Origin of the sequence: Alcaligenes sp. WGS1538, assembly GCF_043187505.1 — a bacterium.
GTDB lineage: Bacteria > Pseudomonadota > Gammaproteobacteria > Burkholderiales > Burkholderiaceae_B > Alcaligenes.
Map to the genome: position 1 here is coordinate 1978501 of NZ_CP171109.1, position 25370 is coordinate 2003870.

Sequence of the window (25370 nt, forward strand, 5' to 3'; positions counted from 1 at the left end):
TCCGGTATGCGATGCCCCCGCTCGACACCAGGAACGGGGGCATTGCCATTGGGCGCCCGCAAAGCCTCAAAACAAGAATGACGGACTCAACGGAAGCAAAAAAGCATGTCTGATTTACTCCCTCAGATCGTGCAGCAGCTGTTCAACGGACTATCGTTGGGCGCTATCTATGCACTGATCGCCATCGGCTACACAATGGTCTATGGCATTATCGGAATGATCAACTTCGCGCACGGCGAGATCTACATGATCGGCGCCTACGTGGGGTTGGTGACCTTGACCGCCATCGGCGTAGGCTCGGGCCTGCCGATCTGGCTCATCATCCTCATCATGCTGCTGGTCGCCGTGCTGGTGACCGCCGTCTACGGCTACGCCATCGAGAAGGTCGCGTATGCGCCGCTGCGCGGCAGCCCGCGCCTGGTGCCGCTGATCTCCGCCATCGGCATGTCCATCTTCCTGCAGAACTGGGTGGCCCTGGGCCAGGGCGCGCGCGACATGGCCGTGCCCACGCTGCTCTCGGGCTCGTTCCAGTTCGCCCTGGGACAGGACGGCTTCGTGGTGACCGCCCCGTACTCGCGCGTCATGATCATCGTGGTCACGGTGGTGCTGATGGTCATGCTCAGCTTCTACATCAAGTATTCGCGCCTGGGCCGCGCCTCGCGCGCCTGCTCGCAGGACCTGCGCATGGCCAACCTGCTGGGCATAGACACCAACAAGATCATCTCCTTCACCTTCGTCATCGGCGCCATGCTGGCCGCCGTGGGCGGGGTGCTGATCGCCACCGCGATCGGCAAGCTCAACCCCTTCATCGGCTTCATCGCCGGCATCAAGGCCTTCACCGCCGCCGTGCTGGGCGGCATCGGCAGCATCCCGGGCGCCATGCTGGGCGGCGTGCTGCTGGGCCTGGCCGAGACGTTCGCCGCCGCCTTCATTTCTTCGCAGTACAAGGACATCGTTGCCTTCCTGCTGCTGGTCTTCATCCTGCTGTTCCGTCCAACGGGCCTGCTGGGCAAACCCGAGGTGGAGAAAGTCTGATGGCCAATCGTTTCAGCAACGCATTCATCGCCGCCATCCTGGCGGGCATCATCGTGGCGCCGGTCTTCGGCCTGCAGATCGTGCGCGCCGGCATGAACACCCATATAGAAACCGACTGGAACATGACCCTGCTCGGCATGGGCATCGTGTTCGTGGCGCAGCTCATACGGCCCAGCCTGAAGATAGGCAAGAGCCGCCAGAGCCGCTGGACCCTGCCGCAACTGAACATGCGGACCAAGCGGGTCCTGCTGTACCTGGTGGTGGCGGCCGCCGTGGTCTGGCCTTTCTTCAGCGGCCGCGCCCAGGTGGACATCGCCACGCTGGTGCTCATCTACGTCATGCTGGGCCTGGGCCTGAACATCGTGGTGGGCTTTGCGGGCCTGCTGGACCTGGGCTTCGTCGGCTTCTACGCCGTGGGCGCCTACACCTACGCCTTGCTGTACCACTACGCGGGCTGGGGATTCTGGGAAGCGCTGCCACTGGCCGGCGGCATGGCGGCCCTGTTCGGCTTCCTGCTGGGCTTTCCGGTGCTGCGCCTGCGCGGCGACTACCTGGCCATCGTCACCCTGGGCTTCGGGGAGATCATCCGCCTGCTGCTGATCAACCTGTACAACGTCACCGGCGGCCCGGACGGCATCTCCGGCATCCCCAAGCCCACCGTGTTCGGCTTTCCCATGATGCGCCGCGCCCCCGAGGGGCAGACGACATTCCACGACCTGATGGGCTGGTCCTTCAGCAACCAGGACGTGGTCGTGTACCTGTACCTGATGGCCCTGGCCCTGGCGCTCATCACCCTGTTCGTGTCCAGCCGCGTGGTGCGCATGCCCATAGGCCGGGCGTGGGAGGCGCTGCGCGAGGACGAGATCGCCTGCCGCTCGCTGGGGCTCAATCCCACCACGATCAAGCTGTCCGCCTTCACCATGGGCGCCATGTTCGCCGGTTTCGGCGGCGCTTTCTTCGCCGCCCGGCAGGGCCTGGTCAACCCCGAGTCCTTCACCTTCATCGAATCGGCCCTCATTCTGGCCATCGTGGTGCTGGGCGGCATGGGTTCACAGGTGGGCGTCATCCTGGCGGCCATCGTGCTGACCGTGGTGCCCGAGCTGGCACGTGAATTCGCGGAGTACCGCATGTTGATTTTTGGTGTTGTGATGGTGGTCATGATGGCCTGGCGTCCGCAGGGGCTGCTGCCCGTGAAACGGCCTCACGTGGAGTTGCGCGCATGAGTTCATTGTTGAGTGTTTCGGGCCTGTGCATGCGCTTTGGCGGCCTGCTGGCCGTGGATTCGGTGGATTTCGAAGTGGGCCGGGACGAAGTCTTCGCCATCATCGGTCCCAACGGCGCAGGCAAGACCACGGTCTTTAACTGCGTGGGCGGCTTCTACAAGCCCACGTCGGGAACCGTCCTTCTGGACGGCCAGCCCATTCACGGCCTGGCCAGTCACAAAGTGGCCCAGAAGGGTTTGGTGCGCACCTTCCAGAACGTGCGCCTGTTCAAGAAACTGACGGTGCTGGAGAACCTGCTGGTGGCCCAGCACCAGCAGCTCAACGCCGGATTCCTGGCGGGCCTGCTGAACCTGGGCAAGTACAAGCGTTCGGAGAAACAGGCCAAGGAACGCGCCGCGCAGTGGCTGGACTTCATGGGCCTGACCGACATGGCCAACCGCGAAGCCGGCAATCTGGCCTACGGCCACCAGCGCCGCCTGGAAATCGCCCGCTGCATGATCACCCAGCCGCGCCTGCTGATGCTGGACGAGCCGGCCGCCGGCCTCAATCCCCAGGAAAAGCGCGACCTGCAGCACCTCATCGACCAGCTGCGCCGCGAGTTCGACGTGGCCGTGCTGTTGATCGAGCACGACATGAGCCTGGTGATGGGCGTGTCCGACCGCATTCTGGTCATGGAATACGGCAAACCCATCGCCACCGGCAAACCCGACGAGGTGCGCAACGATCCGCGCGTCATCAAAGCCTATCTGGGGGAAGAATAAGTGCTGAAGCTGGACTCTGTATCCACCCATTACGGCGCCATCCAGGCGCTCGACCAGGTCAGCGTGGAGGTCAACAAGGGCGAGATCGTCACCTTGATCGGAGCCAACGGCGCCGGCAAGACCACCTTGCTGATGACGGTCTGCGGCTCGCCGCGGGCCAGTTCGGGAACCATCACCTTCAACGGCGAGGACATCACCCAGGCCGACACGCACCGCATCATGCGCAAAGGCATCGCCATCTCGCCCGAAGGCCGGCGCGTGTTCTCGGACCTGACCGTGTCCGAAAACCTGAAGATGGGCGGTTTCTTCCTGAACCGCAGCCAGATCGAAGAAGGGGAGGCCCACGTCTACGAATTGTTTCCGCGCCTGAAGGAGCGCGCCGGCCAGCGCGCCGGCACCATGTCCGGCGGCGAACAGCAGATGCTGGCGATTGGCCGAGCGCTCATGACGCGGCCCTCGCTGCTGCTGCTGGACGAACCCACCCTGGGCCTGGCGCCGCTGATCATCGCCCAGATCTTCGACATCATCCGCACCATCCGCGACCAGGGCGTCACCGTCTTCCTGGTGGAGCAGAACGCCAACAAGGCGCTGCAGGTGGCGGACCGGGGCTATGTGCTGGAGACCGGCCGTGTGGTCATGCAGGACACCGGCGCCAACCTGCTGGCCAACCCGGACATACGCAAGGCCTACCTGGGCGCGTAAAGCCACTGTTTTTCCCAGCAACCCGGCCCTGGCGCCGGGTTTTTTTTGGTAGGCGCATCTGAACCCGACGCAACTCTATCGCACGCTTTCGCCGAAGGGCAATCCCGCGCTGAGCAGCCTGACCGCTATCTTGAAGGCGATAGGCATGCGACTGGCCGTGCAGCCGCTCGCTTCATCCACGTCTATTCGCTTGGTTTGAAAAGGACTCCGTCGCCGAAGTCCCTTGGCGCAGCCGCGCCGATCAGTCCTTCACCAATCCTTCGGCACGGAGCGCCGTCTGCACGGCGGGATCCTGCTCCATGCGCTGGTAGAAGGCGTCCAGATTGTCCAGGCCGGACAGGTCGATCTTCATGACGTGCGCCCAGCGCAGCGTCACGTAGAGATAGGCGTCGGCCACCGAACGGGTGCCGGTCAGCCATTGCTTGCCGGCCAGCTGCTGGTTGGCGACGGTGAACAGTTTCTTCAGAACCTCGGCGGTCTTGCCGCGCACTTCGGCCTGGGTGGATTCCTGGTCGGCATAGCGTTGCACGCCGAACATGACGCCGAAGTTGCGATGGATGTCGGCATTGACGAAGGCCAGCCAGCGGCGCGTCTCGGCGCGCTCCTGTATGGTCTTGCCCAGGAGGTTGGCCTCGGGGTTCTTTTCGGCCAGATACTCCAGGATGGCCGAGCTTTGCGTCAGCGTCAGGCCTTCGTCCTGCAGTACAGGCACGGCGCCCAGGGGATTCATAGCCAGGAACGCCGGCTGCTTGAGTTCATCGCGGCTGACGGCATGGGTTTCGTAGGGTTTGCCTATCCATTCCAGTGCAATGTGGCTGGCCAGAGGGCAGGCGCCGGGCAGGTAATACAGTTTCATGGGATTCCTCTCGAAAATAGTCCCGCACAAAAGACGGCGCGGACGAGCCCGCGCCGCTCACCACACACAATATTAAGGCTTCAAGTGTTGCGCCAGGAAGCGCTCCATGTGCTCGTAGAACTCGAATTTGTTCTCGTCGTTGTGAAAGCCATGGCCCTCGTTGTCCTTGACCATGTATTCCACTTCCACGCCGCGCGCCTTGAGGGCCGCCACCATCTGGTCGCTTTCGGCCTTGTTGACGCGCGGATCATGCGCGCCCTGGGCGATGAACAAAGGCGTGACGATCCTGTCGGCGTGCAGGGCGGGAGAGTTGGCTTCCAGCCTGGCCTTGTCCTTGACGGGATCGCCCACCATGGCCTGCATCTTGACCAGGAAGGGCTTCCAGTAAGGGGGAATGGTGTTCATGAAAGTCAGCAGGTTGGACACGCCCACGTAGTCCACGGCGGCGGCGTACAGGTCCGGCGTCTTGACGATGCCGGCCAGCGTGGCGTAGCCGCCGTAGCTGGCGCCATAGATGCCGATGCGCTTGGGATCGGCGATCTTCTGATCGATCAGCCATTGCACGCCGTCGGTGATGTCGTCCTGCATGGCCAGGCCCCACTGCCCGAAGCCCGCCTCCCAGAAGCGCCGCCCGTAGCCCGTGGAACTGCGGAAATTGATCTGCAGCACGGCGTAGCCGCGGTTGGCCAGGAATTGCGCTTCCGGATTGAAGCCCCAATAGTCGCGCGCCCAGGGGCCGCCGTGCGGATTGACCACCACGGGCAGGTTCCGGGCCGGCCGCCCCAGCGGCAGCGTCAGGTAGCCATGGATGGTCATGCCGTCGCGCGCCGTGAACTGGATGGGCTGCATGGGCGCCATGTCGGCTTCGGGCAGGGCGGTGTTGATGTCGGCCAGCTTGTGCAAGGTGTTGCTGTCGGCGTCATACAGATAGCGTGCGCCGGGCGTGCGGTCGCTGTAGCTGGCGACGATGAATTTTCTTTCGTCGCGCGTGATGTCCTGCCAGGCCACCTCGTAGCCCGGCAACTGGCGGGCGATGGCCTCATGGATCTTCTCGCTGAGCGGATCGAAGAAATGATGGCCCGGCTTGTCGGTATGATAATCGGCGGACGTGAGCACCTTGCGCAGCCGCGAGAAGCCTGCGCCCATCAGGTCATGGCGGGGCAGTTCGAACACCCGTTCTTCCTGGTCGGGCGTGCTCGGATCTATCAGCACCAGGGCCTGGGTGTCGCGGCCGCGGTTGCTCAAGGCGTAGAAGCGCTGATTGTCCGCATGAAAGAACAGCGGGGAGACTTCGGTGCGGAAGTCCGTGCGGATCAGGCTGCGGAACGGTTCGGTCTCCTTGTCGCGGTAGCGCAGCTCGGAATCCACGCCCGACAGTGCCGTCGCCAGACGCACGCGGCCTTCGTGATCGGTGCTCCAGCCCAGCACATCGCCCGGATTCTGCGCCGCCAGAGTGCTCCGGCCCGTGCGCACATTGACCTTGTAGACGTCGAAGACTTCGGGATTGCGGCCGTTGTGCACGACCAGCACATGGTCCGGATCGTCGGGCAGATCGTCCTGCACGCCGGCCCGCACGCCCTCGAGCGGGGTCAGATCCGTCGCCTCGCCGGTGCTCACGTTCACGGCGATGACGTGATAGTTTTCGTCGCCGTTCACGTCCTTGGCGTAGATCACGGTATCGTCGCCTTTCCAGAAGTACTCGGCGATATCGCGCTGGCTTTCCGCCGTGATGCGGCGCGCCTGGCCGACCGGCTCGCTGCCCTTGAGCTCCTGTACGAAGATGTTCTGGCGCGCCGGATGTCCGTCGATCTGCGCCGGCTCCATGAAGCCTATCATCTTGCCATGATCGGAGAGCCGGAACCCGCTGCGCCTGGGATTCTGGAAGAAATCCCGGATGTCGTACCGGCGCGGAGGCGTGGAAACAGCCGCAGCGTCGGCTGCCGCAGCATCGGCTGCCGTACTGTCGGGCACGACGGCATGGGCGCCGACGGAGAGCAACAAAGACAGAATCATGGGCAAGAACCTCTCAAAAACAGGTAGGTAATGGCAAGACGGCGGACAAGGCCCGGCCAATCACATTACTATATCGGATGATGGTCCCGGCCATGTGAAAAGCATGGCGCGGAAAACCGGATCCGGCGGCAGTGGCCGGCGCAGCAGAACAAGGACGCTCATGACCCCACCGATTCGCATCGTATTTCTGGACCGGGACACGCTGGCCGACAGCGTCACACTCAAAGCCATACCCTTCGAACACGAACTGTTCGTGTTCGCCCGCACGAGCCCGGAGCAGGTGGCCGAACGGATCGCCGCGGCGGACATCGTCATCACCAACAAGGTGGCGCTGCGGCGCGAGCATCTGGCGCAGGCCCCGCACCTCAGGCTGATCGCCATCGCCGCCACCGGCAGCGACAACATCGACCTGGCGGCGGCGCGCGAGCAGGGCATCACGGTCAGCAACATCCGCGATTATGCCGTGCGCAGCGTGCCCGAACATGTCTTCGCCCTGATATTCGCCCTGCGCCGCAACATCACCGCCTACCGGCAGTCCGTCCGGGACGGACGCTGGCAGCAGTCCGGCCAGTTCTGCTACTTCGATTATCCGATCCGGGACCTGGCGGGCTCCACCCTGGGCCTGATCGGCTCGGGTTCGCTGGGCCAGGCAGTGGCCGCCCTGGGCCGGGCGCTGGGCATGAAGGTCGTCTTCGCGCAGCGGCGCGGACAGGCGCAGGCGGCAGGCGAGCCGGACCGCCTGCCTTTCGAGCAGGTGCTGGCGCAGGCGGACATCCTGTCCCTGCATTGCCCGCTGACGCCGGACACGCAGCACCTGCTGGGCCTGGAGGAATTCCGGCTGATGGCGCCGCGCCGTCCGCTGCTGATCAATACCGCCCGCGGCGGCCTGATCGACAACCAGGCCCTGGAGCAGGCCCTGCGCCAGGGCTGGCTGGGCGGGGCGGGCCTGGACGTGTGCGTGCCCGAACCGCCGCCGGCCGACCACATCCTGATGCGCCTGCTGGAATTGCCCAACTACATCCTGACCCCGCACATCGCCTGGGCCAGCGAGCAGTCCATGCAGGCGCTGGCCGATCAACTGATAGACAACATCGCCGCCTTTCACGACGGCGTTCCCCGCAACGTCCTGTAGCCATGCCCACATTGTCTTCCTATCAGGCCGATTTCTCCCTGACCGGCCGTCGCGCCCTGGTCACGGGGTCGTCGGCCGGCCTGGGGCTGGAAATCGCCCGAGCCTTCGCCGCCCACGGCGCCGACCTCATCCTGAACGGCCGCGACGGCGCCAAGCTGCAGGGCCTGGCCGATGAACTGCAAGCCGCGGGCGCCAAGGTCGACACCTGGGTGCAGGACCTTGCCGACCTGGACGGCCTGGAGTCGTCCTTCGACGCGCTCTGCGCGCGCGGCGGCGCACCCGACATCCTGGTCAACAATGTGGGCATACGCCTGCGCAGCCGGCTGCAGGACGCCGCCTGGGACGACATCGCGCATCTGCTGCAGGTGGACCTGCTGGCATCGCTCAAGCTCTCCAAACTGGCTGCTCAGGCCATGCTGCGGGCGCAGACGGATGCGGGCCGCATCATCACCCTGACATCCATCGCCGGGCCGCTGGCGCGTCCGGGCGACGCCATCTACCCCGTGGCCAAGCAAGGGCTGGCCGGCATGGTGCGCTCGCTGGCCGTGGAGTTCGGCGGGCAGGGCATCACCAGCAACGGCATCGCCCCGGGCACCTTCGCCACCGAAAGCAATGCCGCGCTGGCCGCCGATCCGGTCAAGGGCCCGCTGGTGGTGGGCCGCAATCCACTGGGGCGCTGGGCCCGGCCGGACGAGATCCGCGCCGCCGCCGTGTTCCTGGCCTCGCCGGCCGCTTCCTACGTCAACGGCCACATCGTGGTCGTGGACGGCGGTTTCTCCATCACTTTCTGATTCACGCGAAGCATGTCCCTGTCCCGCCCCATCCGTATCGCCATCAATGGTTATGGCCGCATTGGCCGCTGCGTGCTGCGCGCCATCCATGAATCGCCCCGGCAGGCCGATTTCGACGTGGTGGCCATCAACGAGCCGGCCGACATCGCCACCATGGCCTACCTGACGCAGTTCGACTCCACCCACGGCGTCTTTCCCGCCAAGGTGGAGCACGACGCCGACCATCTGATCATCGCCGGCCGGCCCATCCGCGTCCTGCACGAAACCCGCCCCCAAGCCGTGGACTGGGCGGCGCTGCGGCTGGATATCCTGATCGAATGCAGCGGCGCCTATGGCGAGCGCGCCGGCCTGCAGGCCTTCCTGGACGCGGGCTGCCCGCGGGTGCTGGTCTCCAACCCGGCCCACAGCGCCCACGATGTGGACTTCACCGCCGTCCTGGGCATCAACGACGATCAGTTGCAGGGAACGGAGCGCATCGTCTCCAACGCCTCCTGCACCACCAACGCCATCATCCCGGTCCTGGCGCAGCTGGACGAGGCCTTCGGCATACGCCATGCCTTCCTGAGCACGCTGCATTCGGTCATGAACGACCAGCCCATGATAGACGGCTACCACAGCCACGACCTGCGCCGCACGCGCTCGGCGCTGCAATCCATGATCCCGGTGTCCACGGGCCTGGCGCAGGGCGTGGAGCGCCTGCTGCCCCAGCTGAAGGGCAAGGTGCAGGCCAAGTCCATACGCGTGCCCATCCTGAACGTGTCCGCCATCGACCTGATGGTCAACCTGCGGCGCGACACCAGCCAGGAAGAGATCAACGCCTTGTTCCGCCAGGCCGCGCAGCGCTGGCCGGGCATCCTGGACTACTCGGAACGGCCCCATGCCTCCATCGACTTCAACCACAACCCGCATTCAGGAGTGGTGGACGGCACCCAGACCCGCACCAATGGCGACGGTCTGGTCAATATGCTGGTGTGGTTCGACAATGAATGGGGCTTTTCCAACCGCCTGCTGGACATCGCCTGTGTGTGGGCCTCGCGCTTCATGCGCGAGGCCTGAGCCGCTGCGCAGGGCGCGGAGCGGACCGTCGTTTACTTCAAAGGAGCACCTATGAGCACCATACGCGTCGAACAGGATTCCATGGGCCCCATCGAGGTCCCCGCCCAGCATTACTGGGGCGCCCAGACCCAGCGTTCCATCCAGAACTTTCCCATCGGCCGCGATCGCTTCCAGTGGGGCCGCAGCATGATAGAGGCCCTGGGCATCCTGAAGAAGTCCGCCGCCCTGGCCAACCGCGAGCTGGGCGAGCTGCCCGGCGAGCTGGCTGATCTGATCGTGCAGGCCGCCGACGAAGTCATCGCCGGCCGCTGGGATACGGAATTCCCGCTGGTCGTGTTCCAGACGGGCTCGGGCACCCAGAGCAACATGAATGCCAATGAAGTCATCGCCAACCGCGCCATCGAACTGGCCGGGGGCGAGCTGGGCAGCAAGAATCCCGTGCACCCGAACGACCACGTCAACCGCGGCCAATCATCCAACGACACCTTTCCGACCGCCATGTACATCGCCGTCGCGCTGGAGTGCCGCCGGCGCCTGATGCGGGACGTGCGCCAGCTGCGCGACACGCTGGAGCTGAAGGCCGAACAGTTCGCCGCCATCGTCAAGACCGGCCGCACCCACCTGCAGGACGCCACGCCCATCACCCTGGGGCAGGAGATCGGCGCCTGGGTGGCGCAGATCGATTTCGGCCTGGAAACCGTCGCCAAGGCGCTGGACGGCATCTACCAGCTGGCCATCGGCGGCACGGCGGTGGGCACCGGCCTGAACGCCCACCCCCGGTTCGGCGAGCGCGCCGCCGCCCACATCGCCCAGCTGACGGGCCTGCCATTCGAGTCCGCCGCGAACAAGTTCTTCGCCTTGTCCGCGCATGACGCCCTGGTGAACCTGTCGGCCGCGCTGCGCACCCTGGCCGGTGCGCTGATGAAGATGGCCAACGACGTGCGCTGGCTGGCCAGCGGGCCGCGCTGCGGCATAGGCGAGCTGCAGATCCCGGAAAACGAACCGGGCTCCTCCATCATGCCCGGCAAGGTCAATCCCACCCAGTGCGAAGCCCTGACCATGGTGGCCGTGCAGGTCTACGGCAACGACGCCGCCGTCGCCTTTGCCGGCAGCCAGGGCAACTTCCAGTTGAATGTCTATAAACCCGTGATGGTGCATAATGTCCTGGAGAGCATCGCCCTGATCAGCGATGCCTGCCTGGCCTTCGACGAACATTGCGCTCAAGGCCTGGAACCCGTCATGGAACGAATCCAGCATAATCTTGATCAAAACCTTATGCTGGTCACCGCCCTGAACCGGCATATCGGTTACGACAAGGCCGCCGCCATCGCCAAGCGGGCCCACCACGACGGGCTCACCCTGCGCGAAGCGGCCCTGCAGTCAGGCCACCTCAGCGCCGAGCAATATGACGACTGGATCGTTCCGCTGGACATGACGCACCCTGGCTGATCGGCCAGATCCTCAGGGCTGCAGACCAAGGAGGACGCCATGCAGTTCCTGGACTACCAATGGCTGGCCTATTTTTCCTTCGCCCTGGCCCTGGCTGCGCTGCTGGCCGAAGCCAGCCTGGGCGGCACCGGCGCCCTGAGCGTGGTGGCCGTGCTGGCGGGATTCAACGGCATCGCCTTGCTCTGGGTGGACGATGCGGTGCTGCGCACCTACAGCACGACCACCTTCCTGATCCTGGTGGCCGCCCTGTTCGTGCTGCTGGTGATCACGCTGGTGCTGGCCTGGCGCCTGCTGCGACGTCGTTCGGTCACCGGACGCGCGGCGCTGCTGGGCGCGGTGGGCGAGGTCCTGGTGCTGGACAAGCCGGGTCAGGGCTACGCCGAAGTGCAGGGCGAGCGCTGGCGCTTCGAAACCAATGACACGCTGCAAGCCGGCCAGAGCATCGAAGTCATTGCCGTGCAGGGGCTGACCCTCAAGGTCCAGCGCCTGCGTCACTGATAGCCAAGGAGAACCACATGTTCTACTACGACGCCAGCCTGGGCTATGTCCTGGTCCTCTTCCTGATCTTCGTCGTCCTGATCAAGTCCGTGCGCGTGCTGCGCGAATACCAGCGCGCCGTGGTCTTCACGCTGGGCCGCTTCACCGCCGTGCGCGGCCCCGGCCTGATCCTGGTCATTCCCTTCCTGCAGCAGATCGTGCGCGTGGACCTGCGCGTGGTCACCATGGACGTGCCCGCCCAGGACGTCATCTCGCGCGACAACATCTCCGTCAAGGTCAACGCCGTGGTGTATTTCAAGGTGGTGGCGCCCGAGAAAGCCATCATCCAGGTGGAAAACTACCTGAACGCCACCAGCCAGCTGGCGCAGACCACGCTGCGCGCCGTGCTGGGCAAGCACGAGCTGGACGACATGCTGTCCGAACGGGAAAAACTCAACCTTGACATCCAGCGCATCCTGGACGAACAGACCGATTCCTGGGGCATCAAGGTCACCAACGTGGAGATCAAGCACATCGACCTGAACGACACCATGGTGCGCGCCATCGCCCGTCAGGCCGAGGCCGAACGCGAACGGCGCGCCAAGGTCATCCATGCCGATGGCGAACGGCAAGCGGCCGAAGCCCTGCGCGAAGCGGCTCTCGTGCTGGCGACCCAGCCCTCGGCCATGCAATTGCGCTACCTGCAGACCCTGACCCAGATTGCCGGCGACAAGAGCAGCACCATTGTGTTCCCCTTGCCGGTCGAGTTGCTCAAGGGACTGATGGGCGGCCAGACGGCCACACCTGGCCACAACAACCTGGAGCAGGACAGGAATCCCGATCCTCCGATCAATCCTTCGTAGTTTTATGAGCACAAGAAGAACATTCAGCATCCGGCAGGGCCTGGCCGGCGCGTTGCTGGGCCTGGCCTGCCTGGCCGCCCCGATCGCGGTCCTGGCCCAGGCGGCTCCCATACCTGCCATCGCGGGTCCCGCCGTCTCCACCGAAGTCCTGGCCTCGGGCCTGGAGCACCCCTGGTCCATGGCTTTCCTGCCCAGGGACGAGGGCATCCTGATCACCGAGCGCCCTGGCCGGCTGCGGCTGTGGACGGCGGGAAAAGGCCTGTCCGAACCGATCGCGGGCGTGCCCAAAGTCCACGCCGTGGGGCAGGGCGGCCTGCTCGACGTGGCCCTGGCGCCGGACTTCTTCCGCAGCCGCCGCATCTACCTGGCCTATGCGGAACGGCGCGACAAGCAGGTATCGGCCACCACAGTGGGTTATGGCGTACTGTCCTCGGACTTGACGCGGATCGAGGCTTTCCGGCCCATCTTCCGCCAGGAGCCGGCGCTGTCCACCGGATTGCATTACGGCGCCCGCATGGCCTTCGACCCGGGCGGCCGCGACCTGTACATCGCCCTGGGCGAGAACAATCAGCGGCCCACGGCCCAGCAGCTCGATCATCTGCAAGGCAAAGTGGTGCGGATACGGCCCGACGGCTCCGTGCCCAGGGACAACCCTTTCCGCGGCAACCGCCAGGCAAGGGCCGAGATCTGGAGCTACGGCCACCGCAACCCGCAAGGCATGGCCTGGAATCCCTGGAGCAACGAGCTCTGGGTGGCCGAGCACGGCCCGCAAGGCGGGGACGAACTGAACCGAATCCAGCCCGGCGCCAACTACGGCTGGCCCCTGGCCACCCACGGCATCAACTACAACGGCCAGCCCATCCCCGAAGCGCGCCCGGAACCCGTGCCCGGCCTGGTCGAGCCCTTTCATTATTGGTCTGTCTCGCCCGCCATCAGCGGCCTGGCCTTCTACGATGCGGACCGCGTGCCGGCCTGGCAACACAGCGTGTTCGTGGGGGCCTTGAAGGAACAGGCCCTGATACGCCTGCAACTGGACGAGGAAGACGGCCGCGTGGTGGGTGAAGAACGCCTGCTCCAGGACCTGGGGGCGCGCATCCGCGACGTGCGCGTGGGGCCCGACGGCTGGCTGTACGTGCTGACCGACGAGAGCGACGGCCAGTTGCTGCGCGTGCGCGCGGCGCCTTGACAGCCCAGCCTTATTTCAGAGCGGCGTCAGGCAGTGCATGGCAGCGGGTTTGCTTCCCTGACGGCTGGCTGGACTAGCAGCGCGAAATCGACTGTCCGCCTGGACAATCCTCATGAAAAAGCCCCGGACAAGCGGCTTGCGCCGCCGGTCCGGGCCGCAGGAACCATGCAGAGCTTACTTGATCAGCGTGACCGGCACGTTGACCAGGCTGAGCACCTTGGTGGTCACCGAACCCAGCACCAGGCCGGGCAGGGCGCTCAGGCCGCGGGTGCCCATCACGATGTGGTCGATGCCATGACGTTCCGCGTAGTCCTTGATGGTCTGGGCGGCATTGCCGGCGATGATGTTTTCCTTCACGCGCAGGGACTGGTCGGCCAGCACCGAGCGGGCCGGAATCAGGGCATTATTGCCTTCGTCCTGGTAATAGGCCTGCAGCACGTCTTCGGAAAAGAAGCGTTTGACATTGCCTGACACGATGGGTGTGGGCACGGCCAGCAGGTGCAGCGTGGCTTCGGGCTTGTGGGCCAGCATGGCCGCGGCGGCCTGGACGGCGCGGGTGGAAGCATCGGAACCATCGACCGGAACGAGAACATTCAGCATAGACACCTCTTGATTGGTTTTTAACTGTTTAAGCCTGAAACACTCAGTTGTCATATGCACATTACCGAATAAGCAGTTGGATATACTTGATCGACATCAATGCATACGCTTATTTACCCAAAGCTGTTCTATCATAACCGTATCATCACGAAGTGAATGCCACATAGCGATCTATGTGGGAAACGACGCATGCGCAGCATTCACACGAGCCCCGGCCCGTTCCTGCGCCTGTTTTACAAGGGAGATGCCCAATGAAATTGAAACACCTGCTGGTCTGTGCATCGCTGATGACCATCGGTTTCGGCGCGCAGGCTGCCGAGCCCACCTTCGAGTCCGTCAAGGACATCCTGACCAAGAACGCCTGTCTGGCGTGTCACGCCGTGGACAAGAAGGTGGTGGGCCCAGCCTACCAGGAAGTCGCCGAAAAGCGCAAAGGCGACCCCGCCAATGCCGAACTGCTGGCCCAGCACATCCGCCAGGGCAGCAAGGACGTGTACGGTCCCATGCCCATGCCGCCAAACCCCGGCATTTCCGACGACGACATCAAGAAAGTCGTGGAATGGATCATGGCCGGCGCCTCGCAGTAAGAGCAATACCGGACAAACGAAAACGGACACCTTCTGGTGTCCGTTTTCGTTTGGAGGCAAGCCCTTAGGCCTTGCGCTCATCCTTCATGATGCGGGCGTAATGGGCGGGCTGGAAGCGCCAGGCCAGCACGGCCACGGCCAGAACCAGGACGCAATGCAGCATCCAGGCCGCATTGAATCCGCCGCTGTATTCGCGCAGCCAGGCGCTGATCATGGGAAACAGCGAGGCAATCGGGAAGCCGCCGCCCTGCATCAGGGCGCTCAAGGTGCCGGCGCGGGCGGCATCGCCGAAATGGTCCAGCGCCACCAGCAGCACCAGCGAAAAGCAGCCGCCCAAGCCTATGCCGATGATGACGCCCCACCAATAGGGCGCCGTATCGGGCATCCAGGCAAAAGCCGCAAAGCCAATCAGTTGAAACACCAGCGCCAGCCAGATCCAGGCGCGCCTGTCCTTGTTCCTGGCGGCCAGGGTAGGCAGCAGGAAGGCCGCCACGGCCTGCGCCACCGACAGCAGGGCCACCAGCGTGCCGCTGGCCGCCAGGCTCCATCCATGGTCCTGATAGAAGGTGGCCAGCCAGGTGACCAGCGACGCATAGCCGCCATTGATCAGGCCAAAGCACAGCATCAGCGACCAGGTGCGCGGCCGGCGCAGCAGCTCCAGCGAGGGCAGGGCGCCCGCGGCGCCGCGCGCCGCCCGCGGCACGACCTTCCAGGCTATCCACAAGGCCACGCTGATGGGCAGAGCCCAGAAGGCCAGCGCGATGCGCCAGCTGTCCGACAAGGCGCTGACCAGGGGCGTGATCTGCGCCCCCAGGGCGCCGCCGCCCATCAGCGTGGCGGAATACACGCCCGTCACCTGGGCGATATGGTTGGGAAACTGCTCCTTGATGATGCCGGGCATGACGGCCTGCAACATGGCCACGCCGGCTCCGCACAGCAGGGCCGTGGAGATCAGGCTCAGGCCATTGGGCACGATCCAGCGCAGCGCGCAGCCCAGGCAAAGTATGATCAGCGACACCATGACGACATGGCGCACGGACAGCACGCGGCGCACCGAGGGCATGCAGAAGGCGCCCAGCCCCATGATCATCATGGGCAGCAAGGTCAGCCAGGCCATGTCGCCCAAGGCCATGCCCAGGCCCTCGGCCACGTCCCGCGCCAGGGTGCCGCTGGACGTGAGGAAGGGCCGCAGGTTCAGGCCGACGAGAATGACGAATGCCAGCCAGAGTCCCTGGGCGCGGGGTGAAACGGAAGAGGTCATGAAATAAAGGTCAGTAGACTGATTAAAACGGTACTGTACACGCTTCGGGGATCACGGTCTTGCGCCGGCCTGCTCCAGGATGACGGCCATGGCGTGCTGCTCGCGCTGGCGCGCCAGCGACAGGGGACGGACTCCTTGGCCGTCGGGCAGGTTCACGTCGGCCCCGCCTTTGATCAGATCGCGCACCACCTGCTGGTGGTCGGGCCCGCCGTCGGACAGGACGATGGCCTCGTGCAGGGCTGTCCAGCCCAGACGATTGACGTGGTTGGGGTCCACGCCGGCCTTGAGCAGCTCGCGCACCACCTCCACATGGCCGTGCTCGGCCGCCGGGATCAGCGCGGTGCCGCGATAGCGGTTGACGCTGCGCACATCCGCCCCGTTCTGCAGCGTCATGCGCAGGATCTCCAGCCGGCCTTCAGCGCCCGCCACCAGGTAGGGCGTGTCATGAATGGCATCGGTCTGGTTCACGTCGGCGCCGGCGCGTATCAGTTGCGCCGCAATGTCCACATGGTTGAGCCAGGTTGCGCGCAGCAGGGGACTCTGCCCCTGGTGATCGGGTATGTTGACCGCCTTGCGGCCGTCCGGCCGCTCCAGCAACTCCCGCACCTTGGGGCTGTCGCCCTGTTCGACGGCTTCCAGCAAAGCGGTCTGCGACCAGGCGCTGCCGCCGCCCAAGGCCAGGGCCAGCGCCAGCGCCCAAAGTGCGCGTCTGCCGATGCGGTTCATGTTGAACTCCTGTTCATTGCAGTGAATACACTCGGATCTGTCCGGCCATTAATAGCACAGATCGCCTCCGACCCCGATATGTGAAAGGCCATACGTCCTATTACAGGAGGTACGATTGGGTTTCGCCGTCCAGCTCGGGATTGTTGATCAGCCGGTCCAGCTCCGAGCGCAGATAGTCCACGAACACCCGCGTTTTCTGGGGAATCATGCGCGACGGCAGCAGGGCCATGATGGGAAAAGGCGTGAACTCCCAGTCCGGCAAGACCCGTTCCAGGCGGGCGCCGTCCGTGTCCAGGTAGCGTTCGATCAAGGAGGAGGCCGCGATGCCCATGTGGCGCACTGCCAGCTTGCGCATCATGATGGCATTGTTGATGGTGACCGGGCCGCTGATCACGGCATCGTAACGCTCCTGGTTCGGACCGCGCAGCGTCCACACCTTGTCGCTTTCGTCATGGCTGGCGCAGATGCAGGTATGCGCGGACAGCTCCGAGGGATGCTTGGGGCGGCCGTGGCGGTCCAGATAGGTGCGCGACGCATACAGGCCCAGGTGGATCTGCCCCAGGGCAGTGGCCACGGTATTGGAGTCGGGCTGGGGTCCGACGCGAATCACGCAGTCGTAGTTGTCGGACTGCAGATCGATATGGCGGATGTTCAGGTCGCAGTCCAGCTCGATGTCCGGGTATTTCTGGCGAAAGCCATGGATGACGGGCGGCATGAACACAATGCTGAAACTGGCGGGAATCGAGACCCGCAAGCGTCCCCTGGGAGACTGGGCCACGTCGAGCAACTGTTCATGCGCCAGCCGCGCCTGCTCCACGATGGCCAGACAGCGCTCGAAGTAGATCTGCCCGGCCTCGGTGACATCCACATTGCGGGTGCTGCGCTTGAGCAAGGCCACGCCCACTTCCTTTTCCAGTTCGCGAATACGTCGGGACACGGTGGAAACCGGCATGCCCAGCGCCTCGGCGGCGCGGGTGAAATGGCGCGCCCGCGCCACTTCCACGAAGATGGCGATATCGTTCAGCAGGGGGCCGGCGGTGATGTTGCTGCTCATTGGAATTGTTCCATGAATGGAAATATATTTGCAATATTAAGGGTTTTTCCTAGGTTCGGAAAAGCTCATACTTCATCCAACGATTCGGAAATGATCTGACTCCGAATCTCTCTTAAACGAATAGTTAGAGTTGGAGTGAATTATGAAAAGCATCGCACGCACCGCCATCCTGGGTCTTTCTCTGAGCGCCGCCGCCCTGATGGGCACCGCCAACGCCGCCAGCGCACCGCAAGGCGAACAGCTGGACTACCCCGTCATCGCAGCAAGCGCCTCCCAGAGCAGCCAGCAGACTCAGCAAGAATTGGCCGACGCCCAAGCCAAGGGCCTGGTCAGCGCCGGCGCCATGAACGACTATCCTCAACTGTCGCAAGGCACCCAGCTGACCCGCGAACAAGTCGTGGCCTCGACCAACGAGTGGAACAGCACTCACGGCGACTTCGTGGCATTCTAAGCCAGACGGTCCTGCGCAGGTTCCGACAGCGCCCCGCAAGGGGCGCTGTTTTTTTGCACCGCCCATCTGCTCCAGAGGACGCTCCCGCTTGCCTGCCTGACGTGTTGACCTTGCCACGGTAGCAAACCCTAGAGTGCAATTTCTTTCTTAAAGAAGTTGGAGTGAATCATGAAAAGCATTGCACGTTCCGTCATCCTGGGTCTTTCTCTGAGCGCCGTCGCCCTGATGGGCGCCGCCCACGCCGCCGGCGCAGGACAGGAGGTCGGCGAGCATCTGGACTACCCCGTGCTGCAGACGGCGTCCAGCAAGAGCAGGCAGCAAGTCATGCAGGAGCTGGCCGACACTCGCGCCAAAGGCCGGCTCGAGGCCGGCGCCATGAACGATTATCCTCAGATCTCGCAGGGCGGCACGCTGAGCCGTGAACAGGTGGCGGCAGAGGCCAGGCAATGGCATGGCAGGCACGACCACTTCGTGGCCTACTAAATCCAGACCTGCCTGGTCCGGCACACGCAGCGCCCAGGAAAGGGGCGCTGTTTTTCTGCTGTCCACCCAGTCTGAGAGAAAGCCTCCGGCTTTTTCTCATAGGTGTTGACCTTCCCATCGGGTCAAGCTCTAAAGTGGAATCATCCAAGACATCTCATAGGTGATTCTCATGACGACAAGCACTTCGGACAACGGCTCGCGCCTGACGCTGGGCGTGGAGGGCATGACGTGCGCCTCCTGCGTCAGCCGGGTGGAGAAGATCATCGCCAAGGTCCCCGGCGTGCGGCAGGCCCGGGTGAATCTGGCCACGCAGAAGGCAACCGTGGATTTCGACGGAGCGCCGCCTGTGCAGGAAATCATCCAGGCCGTGGAAAAAGGCGGCTACCACGTGCCTTCCCAGGAAGTGGTTCTGGATGTGCAGGACATGACTTGCGCTTCCTGCGTGGGCCGCGTGGAAAAAGCGCTGCTGAAGGTGCCCGGCGTGCAGGCCGCGACGGTCAACCTGGCCACCGGCAAGGCTCACGTGCAGAGTCTGCAAGGCGTGGCGGCCGGCGCTCTGATCGAGGCCGTGGGCAAGGCGGGCTATCCGGCCAGACAGGCAAGCGCAGCCGCCGCCAACGACCAGGCCGAGCGCGCCCAGCAGACCTACGACACCATACGCAAGCGCTTCTGGCTGGCGGCTGCGCTGGCCTTGCCCGTATTCATCCTGGAGATGGGCGGACACATGGTGCCCGCTTTCCACCATTGGGTGGGAGAGGCCATAGGCACCCGGAACAGCTGGCTGCTGCAGTTCGTGCTGACCAGTCTGGTGCTCCTGTTCCCGGGACGCGAGTTCTACACCAAAGGCATTCCGGTGCTGCTGCGCGGCGCGCCCGACATGAATTCGCTGGTGGCCGTAGGCACGCTGGCCGCCTATCTGTTCTCCATCGTCACGACGTTTTTCCCGCAGTGGCTGCCGCAAGCCTCGCAGCACGTCTACTATGAGGCGGCCGCCGTCATCGTGGCGCTGATCCTGCTTGGCCGGCTGATGGAAGCACGCGCCAAGGGCCGCACTTCTGAAGCCATCCAGCGCCTGCTCAGCCTGCAGCCGCCGACGGCCCGCGTACGCCGCAACGGCCAGGAAGTGGAAGTGCCGCTGGAGGAGCTGCAGACCGGCGAGCACGTCGTGGTGCGCCCGGGCGAGCGCATCCCCGTGGACGGCCAGGTCGTGTCCGGGCAGAGCTACGTCGATGAATCCATGGTGACCGGCGAATCCGTGCCGGTGTCCAAGGCGGCGGGCGATTCCCTGATCGGCGGCACCGTCAACCAGAAAGGCTCCCTGGAATTCGACGCCACGGCTGTGGGACAGGACACGGTGCTGGCCCACATCGTCTCCATGGTCGAGCAGGCGCAGGGCTCCAAGCTGCCCATCCAGGCCATCGTGGACAAGATCACGCTCTGGTTCGTGCCCGCGGTCATGGGGCTGGCGGTGCTGACCGCCATCGTCTGGCTGATCTTCGGCCCTTCGCCCGCGCTCAGCTTCGCACTGGTCAACGCCGTGGCCGTGCTGATCATCGCCTGCCCCTGCGCCATGGGTCTGGCCACGCCGACGTCCATCATGGTGGGCACCGGCCGGGCGGCGCAAGCCGGCGTGCTGTTCCGCAAGGGCGACTCTTTGCAGGCGCTGCGCGACGTCAAGGTCGTGGCGGTGGACAAGACCGGCACCCTGACCAAGGGCTCGCCCGAACTGACCGATTTCATCAGCGCCCAGGAAGAGGATGAATCCGCCGTACTGGCTGCGATCGCATCGCTGGAGAACCACTCCGAACACCCCATTGCGCAAGCCATCGTCACGGCCGCCCGCGGCAAGGGGCTGGAACTGCCGCAGGCCGAGCAGTTCGAATCCTTGACCGGCCTGGGCGTGGCCGCCCGCATCGGCGGCGAGCAATGGCACGTCGGCGCCGACCGCCTGATGGCCCAGCTGGGGGCGGACCTGTCCGCCTTCGCGCAGCAGGCCGAATCGCTGGCCCAGGAAGGCAAGACGCCCATGTATGCGGCTCGCGGAAACAAGGTGGTCGCCTTGCTGGCGGTGGCCGACCCCATCAAGGACACCACGCCCCAGGCCATCGAGGAACTGCATGCGCGCGGCATCAAGGTGGTGATGATCACCGGCGACAACCGCCATACCGCGCAGGCCATTGCGCGCCGCTTGAACATCGATGAGGTCGTGGCCGAAGTGATGCCCGAAGGCAAGGTCAAGGCTGTGGAATCGCTGCGCCAGGCGCACCAGCACCTGGCCTATGTCGGCGACGGCATCAACGACGCGCCCGCCCTGGCGGTGGCCGACGTGGGCATCGCCATCGGGACGGGTACGGACATCGCCATCGAGGCGGCGGACGTGGTGCTGATGTCCGGCGACATGCGCGGCGTGGTCACGGCGATTTCGCTCTCGCACGCCACCTTGCGCAACATCCGGCAGAACCTGTTCTGGGCCTTCGCCTACAACGTGGCCCTGATTCCGGTGGCGGCCGGCGCCCTGTACCCCTTTGGCGGTCCCTTGCTCTCACCGGTATTCGCGGCCGGCGCCATGGCCTTGTCCAGCGTGTTCGTGGTCACCAACGCCTTGCGTTTGCGACGCGCGTCGCTGCGGTAAGCACGAAACGCCTGTTCGCCATGGGCGGGCAGGCGTTTTTTCTCGTTGTCCAATGTATTTCCGTGCCTGACTTCCACCTTAATAAGACCGTCATAAAGCTGCACGATGATGTGCGCTTGGCCTCTTTTGATGGAAACAAGCATGCAAGAATCTCGGAAGTCACCTCTTTTGGCAGGCAAGCCCTGGACGTCGGGCGGTCTCCGCGCCAAAGCGCTCGCCATGCTCGTCGCCGGCGCCTTAAGCGCTTGTGGCGACAGCGGCACCGGCGGCAGCGGCGTCACGCTCGCCGAGCCCGGTCAGCCTGAAGCCAGACCGCTTGAACTGACCATCCTGCACATCAACGACCACCACTCCAACCTGGACAGCCAACGCAAGACGCTGAAACTGCTGAACGCCTCCAACGAGCGCGTGAACGTATCGGTGGATGCAGGGGGCTTTCCACGAGTCACCGCCGCGTTTGCTGAACTGGCTGCGAAGTCCGGGAATGTGCTCAAGCTGCATGCGGGCGACGCCCTGACCGGCACCTTGTATTTCAGCCGGGCAGGGGAAATCGGCGAGCCGGATGCGGCCATGATGAACACCGTCTGCTTTGACGCCTTCACGCTGGGCAACCACGAATTCGACAAAGGCGACACGGAACTTCGCCAGTGGCTGGAACTGCTGAACTCCCAGCAATGCCAGACGCCTGTGCTTAGCGCCAACGTCCGCTTCGGCGAGAACTCGGCCTTGAACCCCCGCCGCGCCGACGGCATGGTCAAGCCCTACATCATCATCGAGCGCGACGGCCAGCAGATCGGCATCGTGGGCCTGACCATCGGCGGCAAGACCAAGGCTTCATCCAGCCCTGATCCTGACACCACCTTCGAAGATGAAGTCGTGGCCGCCCAGCAAGCCATCGACAAGCTGCGCGACCAAGGCGTCAACAAGATCGTGCTGCTGAGCCACCTGGGCTACGACTACGAAAAACAGGTGCTGGCCCAGCTTTCCGGCGTGGACGTGCTGATCGGCGGCGACTCCCACACCTTGCTGGGTCCCGACGCCTTGACCCAATATGGCATTGGCACGCCGGGCGGCGCCTACGGCGAAGCGCTCAAGAACCGGGACGGCGAAACCGTATGTATCGCCCAGGCCTGGGAATACTCGCAAGTGGTGGGAGAGCTCAAAGTCAGCTTCGATGAGCAAGGCCGGGTCACGGCCTGCGGAGGCACGCCGCACGTCCTGATTGGCGACGACTTCCAAATTGATGGCGCCGCCGTTCAAGGCGCCGACCTGGCCGCCATCCAGGCCGATGTGGCCGCCAGCGGTTTCCTGCGTATCACCGCCCCTGACGCCGCAGCCGCCGGCATCCTGAAGCCTTATCAGGAAAGCGTGGAGATCTACAAAGAGACCGAAGTGGCCAATGCGCCCATCGTGCTGTGCACGCGCCGCGTCCCCGGCGGTCCTGGCTCCGTCGACTATGGCCGCTCAGGACCCATATGCAACGCCGAAGGCAGCGTCAGCGTTCGCGGCGGCGACATCCAGCAACTCGTCGCCCAGGCCTACCTGGACGTCGCCGACCAGCAATACGGCGGCGCCGACTTCAGCCTGCAGAGCGGCGGGGGAGTGCGCGTGCAGCTGGAAGGCCGCGTCACCGCGGCCAAGGTCATCGAAGTGCTTCCTTTCGACAATAAGCTCTGGAAACTCCGCATCAGCGGGGCCGAAGCCAAAGCCATGATCGAAGATGGCCTGGAAGCGGTATTCGGGCCGAACGGCAGCACGGGGCCTTATCCCTATGCTGGCGGTCTGCGTTGGGACGTCGATGCCCGGCAAGCCAAGGGCTCGCGCGCCAGCAACTTTGAAGTGCTCGATCGCAATTCGAAAACCTGGCTGCCGCTGGACGAGGCCCGCATGTATGACTTGTTCGTGTTGAGCTTCAACGCCACGGGGGGCGATGGTTATGCGACGCTGGCCAATGTGCCCGCCGAACGTCGCTTCGACGTAGGGGTGCAGGACGCGGATGTGCTTCAAAATTACATCGATACCCTGGCCCCTGACAGCACGGGACTGCCAGCGATCCAACGCCTGGATCATTCGCTGTACAGCACCAAGTCATTCATCGGGCCTGCGGGGCGCTGAACGCCTAGAGCCGCTCCGAGGCCGTACCCGCAGGGCGGGGCCTTTCGGCTTCGCCCTGGGGGGGCATATCGTAAGCAGCCGGGAGAAAGCCCGATCAGGCTTTGAGGATGTATCGCAGGATCTCCACGATCTGTTCGGGAGTGGTGGCCCAGGCCTGGGCGCTGGCGTCCACCTCCTTGAGCGGGTGGATGATGTCTTCCGCGTGCAGGGTCACGTAGGGCTTGCCCAACGCCGCACAGTAGCCGGCGTCAAAGGCCGCGTTCCATTGCTTGTACTTGTCCCCGAAACGCACCACCACCAGATCGGCCTTCTCGATCAGCGTCTTGGTGCGGATGGCGTTGACCTTGGAGGACTTGTGGTCGCGCCAGAACGATACGCTGTCCGGCCCCAGGTGGTCGCCCGCGGCGTCGCTGGCTTCATGGTCCGTAACCGGCGCGGTGAACGTGATGTCCAGTCCGGCGGCCTTGGCGCCCCTGGCGATCTGCTCGCGCCAGTCGGTGTGGATTTCGCCGGACAGGTAGACGGTAAAGCTCATGTTTCGCTCCGTAACAAAAAGCCGGGTTGGCCCTGTCAGGGGGCGCCCGGCGCATTCAAGCACGGCCAACAGTAGCACGTCCCGCCGGCCCGGGACAGGCCGCGCGCCTGATAGCGCTTATCACCAGCCCAGGTGATGAGCCTGCTCCAGCGCCCGATGGCGCTGCTCCTCGTCGGCGTGCAGATAGATATTGGTGGTGGCGATGGACTCATGGCCCAGGGTGTCGCGGATGACGCGCAGATCCATGCCCTGGTTAGCCATGTGCGAGCCCGCGGAGTGTCGCAGCCAGTGCGCCGACGCCTGCTCCAGCACGCGCGCCTGCGCCTCGCGCTCCGGATGGCGTTCGCGCAGGGCCTGGGCCGCCTGCACGAACACCTGCTTGACCAGCACATGCGCCATGGCGCGGCTCAGGTGCTTGCCCGAGGCCCCGGCCGACATCAGCAGAGGCTGCGTTTCCAGCGCATGCGGCGGCCCCTCCAGGCCATGGGCCTGCCTATAGCGCAACAGCTCCTGCATCAGTTCCTCCGTCATGGGTATGCGGCGGATCTTGTCGCCCTTGCCGCGCACCTGCAGCCACCATTGCTCCCGTCCCTGGGCATCGATCCGCGCGGACACATCGGCCATGCGGGCCTGGACCAGTTCGGAAATCCGCAAGGCTCCGCCGTACAGCACTGAAAACAGCCAGCGCAGCCGCGCCTTGTGCCGCCGGGCGGCCCTGTCCTCTTCGGGCAAAGCGCGTATCCAGTCCTGCACCCAGCGCCATTGCTCCGCGGTCAGATAGCGCTGCACGTCCCGCGCCGGCCGGGCGCTGCCGCGTTGACGCGACAGCGCCAGGGGATTGCCGGCAAGGTAGCCGGCCTGTACCAGCCAGGAAAACAAGGCGTTCAAGATCAGCATGGCCTGATTGCGGCTGGCATCGGACAAGGGACCGGCGAAAGGACGCCAGGCAGGGTGATGCCGCGCCGGCCGGCCCCCGCCCTGGATCACCCAGCGCTCGGCCGGCTGAGGATCGGCCAGGAAGTCCCGATAGGCCATGATGTCTTCATGGCTCAAGGACGAAAGCGGCTTGCGGCGCTCCACCACGGACCACAACAGCAGCCGCTCCGCTTCCTTGCGGTAGTTGGCATAGGTGCGCGGATTGCCCGCGTAACGGGCCAGCCATCCGCGCAAGGCATCGATATCCGTCTGCGCCTCGATCTGGGCACGGCCGCCCAGGGCCCGATTGAGACCGTTGCGTCCGTCGAATTGGGCCAGCAGTTGGGAAATGCCATCGGCGCGGACCGGGGAGGGCGGGGGAGGGGGCGAATTCATGACTAAGAATAGGTGGAAGCGGGAACGTGAAAGCAGACCATGCAGCCATCTTTCCATGCATCGGCAACATG

The 25370-nt window shown here is 64.7% G+C and carries 24 protein-coding genes and 1 pseudogene; 17 read left to right on the forward strand and 8 right to left on the reverse strand.

Annotation, left to right across the window (positions count from 1 at the left end):
• The first annotated feature begins 105 nt into the window (after positions 1–105).
• The 5 genes and pseudogenes from livH to ACF3ND_RS09225 form a co-directional block, all read left to right on the forward strand.
• On the forward strand, positions 106–1035 hold the full coding sequence (gene livH / locus ACF3ND_RS09205; protein WP_394059783.1) for a high-affinity branched-chain amino acid ABC transporter permease LivH: 930 nt from the start codon (positions 106–108) through the stop codon (positions 1033–1035).
• The gene (gene livM, locus ACF3ND_RS09210) at positions 1035–2258 is read left to right on the forward strand and encodes a high-affinity branched-chain amino acid ABC transporter permease LivM (RefSeq protein ID WP_394059784.1); all 1224 of its coding nucleotides are present in this window, start codon (positions 1035–1037) and stop codon (positions 2256–2258) included. Before livH ends, livM begins: the two co-directional genes overlap by 1 nt.
• Positions 2255–3019, forward strand: coding sequence for a high-affinity branched-chain amino acid ABC transporter ATP-binding protein LivG (gene livG, locus ACF3ND_RS09215; RefSeq protein ID WP_394059785.1), 765 nt, complete (start codon positions 2255–2257; stop codon positions 3017–3019). The genes livM and livG overlap by 4 nt, the downstream gene beginning before the upstream one ends.
• Positions 3020–3721 (forward strand): ABC transporter ATP-binding protein, encoded by a 702-nt coding sequence (locus ACF3ND_RS09220; protein ID WP_394059786.1) that lies wholly within the window; start codon positions 3020–3022, stop codon positions 3719–3721. It begins immediately after the preceding gene.
• A 52-nt stretch (positions 3722–3773) separates the two neighbouring features.
• A pseudogene (locus ACF3ND_RS09225) lies at positions 3774–3920 on the forward strand (DNA-binding protein); the annotation flags it as partial.
• A gap of 42 nt (positions 3921–3962) precedes the next feature.
• On the opposite strand, the gene ACF3ND_RS09230 reads toward ACF3ND_RS09225, so the two are convergent.
• Positions 3963–4577: a glutathione S-transferase family protein gene (locus ACF3ND_RS09230; RefSeq protein ID WP_394059787.1), complete on the reverse strand. Its 615-nt coding sequence runs from the start codon at positions 4575–4577 to the stop codon at positions 3963–3965.
• Positions 4578–4649: 72 nt separating this feature from the next.
• Positions 4650–6590, reverse strand: coding sequence for an alpha/beta hydrolase family protein (locus tag ACF3ND_RS09235; protein WP_394059788.1), 1941 nt, complete (start codon positions 6588–6590; stop codon positions 4650–4652).
• Between the two features lie 160 nt (positions 6591–6750).
• On the opposite strand from ACF3ND_RS09235, the gene ACF3ND_RS09240 reads away from it, so the two are divergent.
• Genes ACF3ND_RS09240 through ACF3ND_RS09270 form a run of 7 tightly spaced genes read left to right on the forward strand, consistent with a single transcriptional unit; the run spans position 6751 to position 13544 of the window.
• On the forward strand, positions 6751–7722 hold the full coding sequence (locus ACF3ND_RS09240; RefSeq protein WP_394059789.1) for a D-2-hydroxyacid dehydrogenase: 972 nt from the start codon (positions 6751–6753) through the stop codon (positions 7720–7722).
• Positions 7723–7724: 2 nt separating this feature from the next.
• Positions 7725–8513, forward strand: a complete 789-nt coding sequence (locus ACF3ND_RS09245) for an SDR family oxidoreductase (RefSeq protein ID WP_394059790.1) — start codon at positions 7725–7727, stop codon at positions 8511–8513.
• Positions 8514–8525: 12 nt separating this feature from the next.
• Positions 8526–9569: a type I glyceraldehyde-3-phosphate dehydrogenase gene (locus tag ACF3ND_RS09250; RefSeq protein WP_394059791.1), complete on the forward strand. Its 1044-nt coding sequence runs from the start codon at positions 8526–8528 to the stop codon at positions 9567–9569.
• A gap of 51 nt (positions 9570–9620) precedes the next feature.
• Positions 9621–11018, forward strand: coding sequence for a class II fumarate hydratase (fumC, locus tag ACF3ND_RS09255; protein ID WP_394059792.1), 1398 nt, complete (start codon positions 9621–9623; stop codon positions 11016–11018).
• 39 nt (positions 11019–11057) lie between these two features.
• Positions 11058–11516 carry an NfeD family protein gene (locus ACF3ND_RS09260; protein ID WP_394059793.1) on the forward strand — a complete coding sequence of 153 codons (459 nt, stop codon included), beginning with the start codon at positions 11058–11060 and terminating at the stop codon, positions 11514–11516.
• A gap of 17 nt (positions 11517–11533) precedes the next feature.
• A complete protein-coding gene (locus ACF3ND_RS09265; RefSeq protein WP_394059794.1) occupies positions 11534–12358 on the forward strand; it encodes a slipin family protein in 825 nt (274 codons plus the stop codon).
• Between the two features lie 4 nt (positions 12359–12362).
• Entirely contained in the window at positions 12363–13544 is a 1182-nt protein-coding gene (locus ACF3ND_RS09270) for a PQQ-dependent sugar dehydrogenase (protein WP_394059795.1), read from the forward strand.
• Between the two features lie 174 nt (positions 13545–13718).
• Here the strand turns inward: ACF3ND_RS09270 and ACF3ND_RS09275 are convergent, their stop codons facing one another.
• The gene (locus ACF3ND_RS09275) at positions 13719–14144 is read right to left on the reverse strand and encodes a universal stress protein (protein ID WP_394059796.1); all 426 of its coding nucleotides are present in this window, start codon (positions 14142–14144) and stop codon (positions 13719–13721) included.
• Between the two features lie 251 nt (positions 14145–14395).
• Here ACF3ND_RS09275 and ACF3ND_RS09280 point away from each other — a divergent pair, with 251 nt between their 5' ends.
• On the forward strand, positions 14396–14731 hold the full coding sequence (locus ACF3ND_RS09280; RefSeq protein ID WP_394059797.1) for a c-type cytochrome: 336 nt from the start codon (positions 14396–14398) through the stop codon (positions 14729–14731).
• 64 nt (positions 14732–14795) lie between these two features.
• Here ACF3ND_RS09280 and ACF3ND_RS09285 read toward each other — a convergent pair whose 3' ends face one another.
• From ACF3ND_RS09285 to ACF3ND_RS09295, 3 genes are all read right to left on the reverse strand, one after another.
• A complete protein-coding gene (locus tag ACF3ND_RS09285; protein ID WP_394059798.1) occupies positions 14796–15992 on the reverse strand; it encodes a cyanate transporter in 1197 nt (398 codons plus the stop codon).
• 51 nt (positions 15993–16043) lie between these two features.
• Entirely contained in the window at positions 16044–16718 is a 675-nt protein-coding gene (locus tag ACF3ND_RS09290; RefSeq protein ID WP_394059799.1) for an ankyrin repeat domain-containing protein, read from the reverse strand.
• A gap of 100 nt (positions 16719–16818) precedes the next feature.
• Positions 16819–17772, reverse strand: coding sequence for a LysR substrate-binding domain-containing protein (locus ACF3ND_RS09295; RefSeq protein WP_394059800.1), 954 nt, complete (start codon positions 17770–17772; stop codon positions 16819–16821).
• A 142-nt stretch (positions 17773–17914) separates the two neighbouring features.
• Here ACF3ND_RS09295 and ACF3ND_RS09300 point away from each other — a divergent pair, with 142 nt between their 5' ends.
• The 4 genes from ACF3ND_RS09300 (at position 17915) to ACF3ND_RS09315 (ending at position 23453) form a co-directional block, all read left to right on the forward strand.
• The gene (locus ACF3ND_RS09300; RefSeq protein ID WP_394059801.1) at positions 17915–18223 is read left to right on the forward strand and encodes a DUF4148 domain-containing protein; all 309 of its coding nucleotides are present in this window, start codon (positions 17915–17917) and stop codon (positions 18221–18223) included.
• Between the two features lie 168 nt (positions 18224–18391).
• Entirely contained in the window at positions 18392–18706 is a 315-nt protein-coding gene (locus ACF3ND_RS09305) for a DUF4148 domain-containing protein (protein ID WP_394059802.1), read from the forward strand.
• 169 nt (positions 18707–18875) lie between these two features.
• Entirely contained in the window at positions 18876–21338 is a 2463-nt protein-coding gene (locus ACF3ND_RS09310) for a heavy metal translocating P-type ATPase (RefSeq protein ID WP_394059803.1), read from the forward strand.
• Between the two features lie 219 nt (positions 21339–21557).
• Positions 21558–23453 carry a bifunctional metallophosphatase/5'-nucleotidase gene (locus tag ACF3ND_RS09315; RefSeq protein ID WP_394059804.1) on the forward strand — a complete coding sequence of 632 codons (1896 nt, stop codon included), beginning with the start codon at positions 21558–21560 and terminating at the stop codon, positions 23451–23453.
• Between the two features lie 94 nt (positions 23454–23547).
• On the opposite strand, the gene ACF3ND_RS09320 is transcribed toward ACF3ND_RS09315, so the two are convergent.
• Positions 23548–23988 carry a YtoQ family protein gene (locus ACF3ND_RS09320; RefSeq protein WP_394059805.1) on the reverse strand — a complete coding sequence of 147 codons (441 nt, stop codon included), beginning with the start codon at positions 23986–23988 and terminating at the stop codon, positions 23548–23550.
• 120 nt (positions 23989–24108) lie between these two features.
• Positions 24109–25299: a tyrosine-type recombinase/integrase gene (locus tag ACF3ND_RS09325; protein ID WP_394059806.1), complete on the reverse strand. Its 1191-nt coding sequence runs from the start codon at positions 25297–25299 to the stop codon at positions 24109–24111.
• Positions 25300–25370 lie beyond the last annotated feature (71 nt).

Coding starts and splice junctions, on each gene's coding strand:
- ACF3ND_RS09260 (WP_394059793.1), top strand. CDS start 11,058: ATGCAGTTCCTGGACTACCAATGGCTGGCCTATTTTTCCTTCGCCCTG.
- ACF3ND_RS09270 (WP_394059795.1), top strand. CDS start 12,363: ATGAGCACAAGAAGAACATTCAGCATCCGGCAGGGCCTGGCCGGCGCG.
- ACF3ND_RS09325 (WP_394059806.1), bottom strand. CDS start 25,299: ATGAATTCGCCCCCTCCCCCGCCCTCCCCGGTCCGCGCCGATGGCATT.
- ACF3ND_RS09310 (WP_394059803.1), top strand. CDS start 18,876: ATGACGACAAGCACTTCGGACAACGGCTCGCGCCTGACGCTGGGCGTG.
- ACF3ND_RS09275 (WP_394059796.1), bottom strand. CDS start 14,144: ATGCTGAATGTTCTCGTTCCGGTCGATGGTTCCGATGCTTCCACCCGC.
- ACF3ND_RS09280 (WP_394059797.1), top strand. CDS start 14,396: ATGAAATTGAAACACCTGCTGGTCTGTGCATCGCTGATGACCATCGGT.
- ACF3ND_RS09315 (WP_394059804.1), top strand. CDS start 21,558: ATGCTCGTCGCCGGCGCCTTAAGCGCTTGTGGCGACAGCGGCACCGGC.
- ACF3ND_RS09240 (WP_394059789.1), top strand. CDS start 6,751: ATGACCCCACCGATTCGCATCGTATTTCTGGACCGGGACACGCTGGCC.
- ACF3ND_RS09250 (WP_394059791.1), top strand. CDS start 8,526: ATGTCCCTGTCCCGCCCCATCCGTATCGCCATCAATGGTTATGGCCGC.
- ACF3ND_RS09320 (WP_394059805.1), bottom strand. CDS start 23,988: ATGAGCTTTACCGTCTACCTGTCCGGCGAAATCCACACCGACTGGCGC.
- ACF3ND_RS09290 (WP_394059799.1), bottom strand. CDS start 16,718: ATGAACCGCATCGGCAGACGCGCACTTTGGGCGCTGGCGCTGGCCCTG.
- fumC (WP_394059792.1), top strand. CDS start 9,621: ATGAGCACCATACGCGTCGAACAGGATTCCATGGGCCCCATCGAGGTC.
- ACF3ND_RS09245 (WP_394059790.1), top strand. CDS start 7,725: ATGCCCACATTGTCTTCCTATCAGGCCGATTTCTCCCTGACCGGCCGT.
- ACF3ND_RS09305 (WP_394059802.1), top strand. CDS start 18,392: ATGAAAAGCATTGCACGTTCCGTCATCCTGGGTCTTTCTCTGAGCGCC.
- ACF3ND_RS09300 (WP_394059801.1), top strand. CDS start 17,915: ATGAAAAGCATCGCACGCACCGCCATCCTGGGTCTTTCTCTGAGCGCC.
- ACF3ND_RS09235 (WP_394059788.1), bottom strand. CDS start 6,590: ATGATTCTGTCTTTGTTGCTCTCCGTCGGCGCCCATGCCGTCGTGCCC.
- livH (WP_394059783.1), top strand. CDS start 106: ATGTCTGATTTACTCCCTCAGATCGTGCAGCAGCTGTTCAACGGACTA.
- livG (WP_394059785.1), top strand. CDS start 2,255: ATGAGTTCATTGTTGAGTGTTTCGGGCCTGTGCATGCGCTTTGGCGGC.
- ACF3ND_RS09285 (WP_394059798.1), bottom strand. CDS start 15,992: ATGACCTCTTCCGTTTCACCCCGCGCCCAGGGACTCTGGCTGGCATTC.
- ACF3ND_RS09265 (WP_394059794.1), top strand. CDS start 11,534: ATGTTCTACTACGACGCCAGCCTGGGCTATGTCCTGGTCCTCTTCCTG.
- ACF3ND_RS09230 (WP_394059787.1), bottom strand. CDS start 4,577: ATGAAACTGTATTACCTGCCCGGCGCCTGCCCTCTGGCCAGCCACATT.
- livM (WP_394059784.1), top strand. CDS start 1,035: ATGGCCAATCGTTTCAGCAACGCATTCATCGCCGCCATCCTGGCGGGC.
- ACF3ND_RS09295 (WP_394059800.1), bottom strand. CDS start 17,772: ATGAGCAGCAACATCACCGCCGGCCCCCTGCTGAACGATATCGCCATC.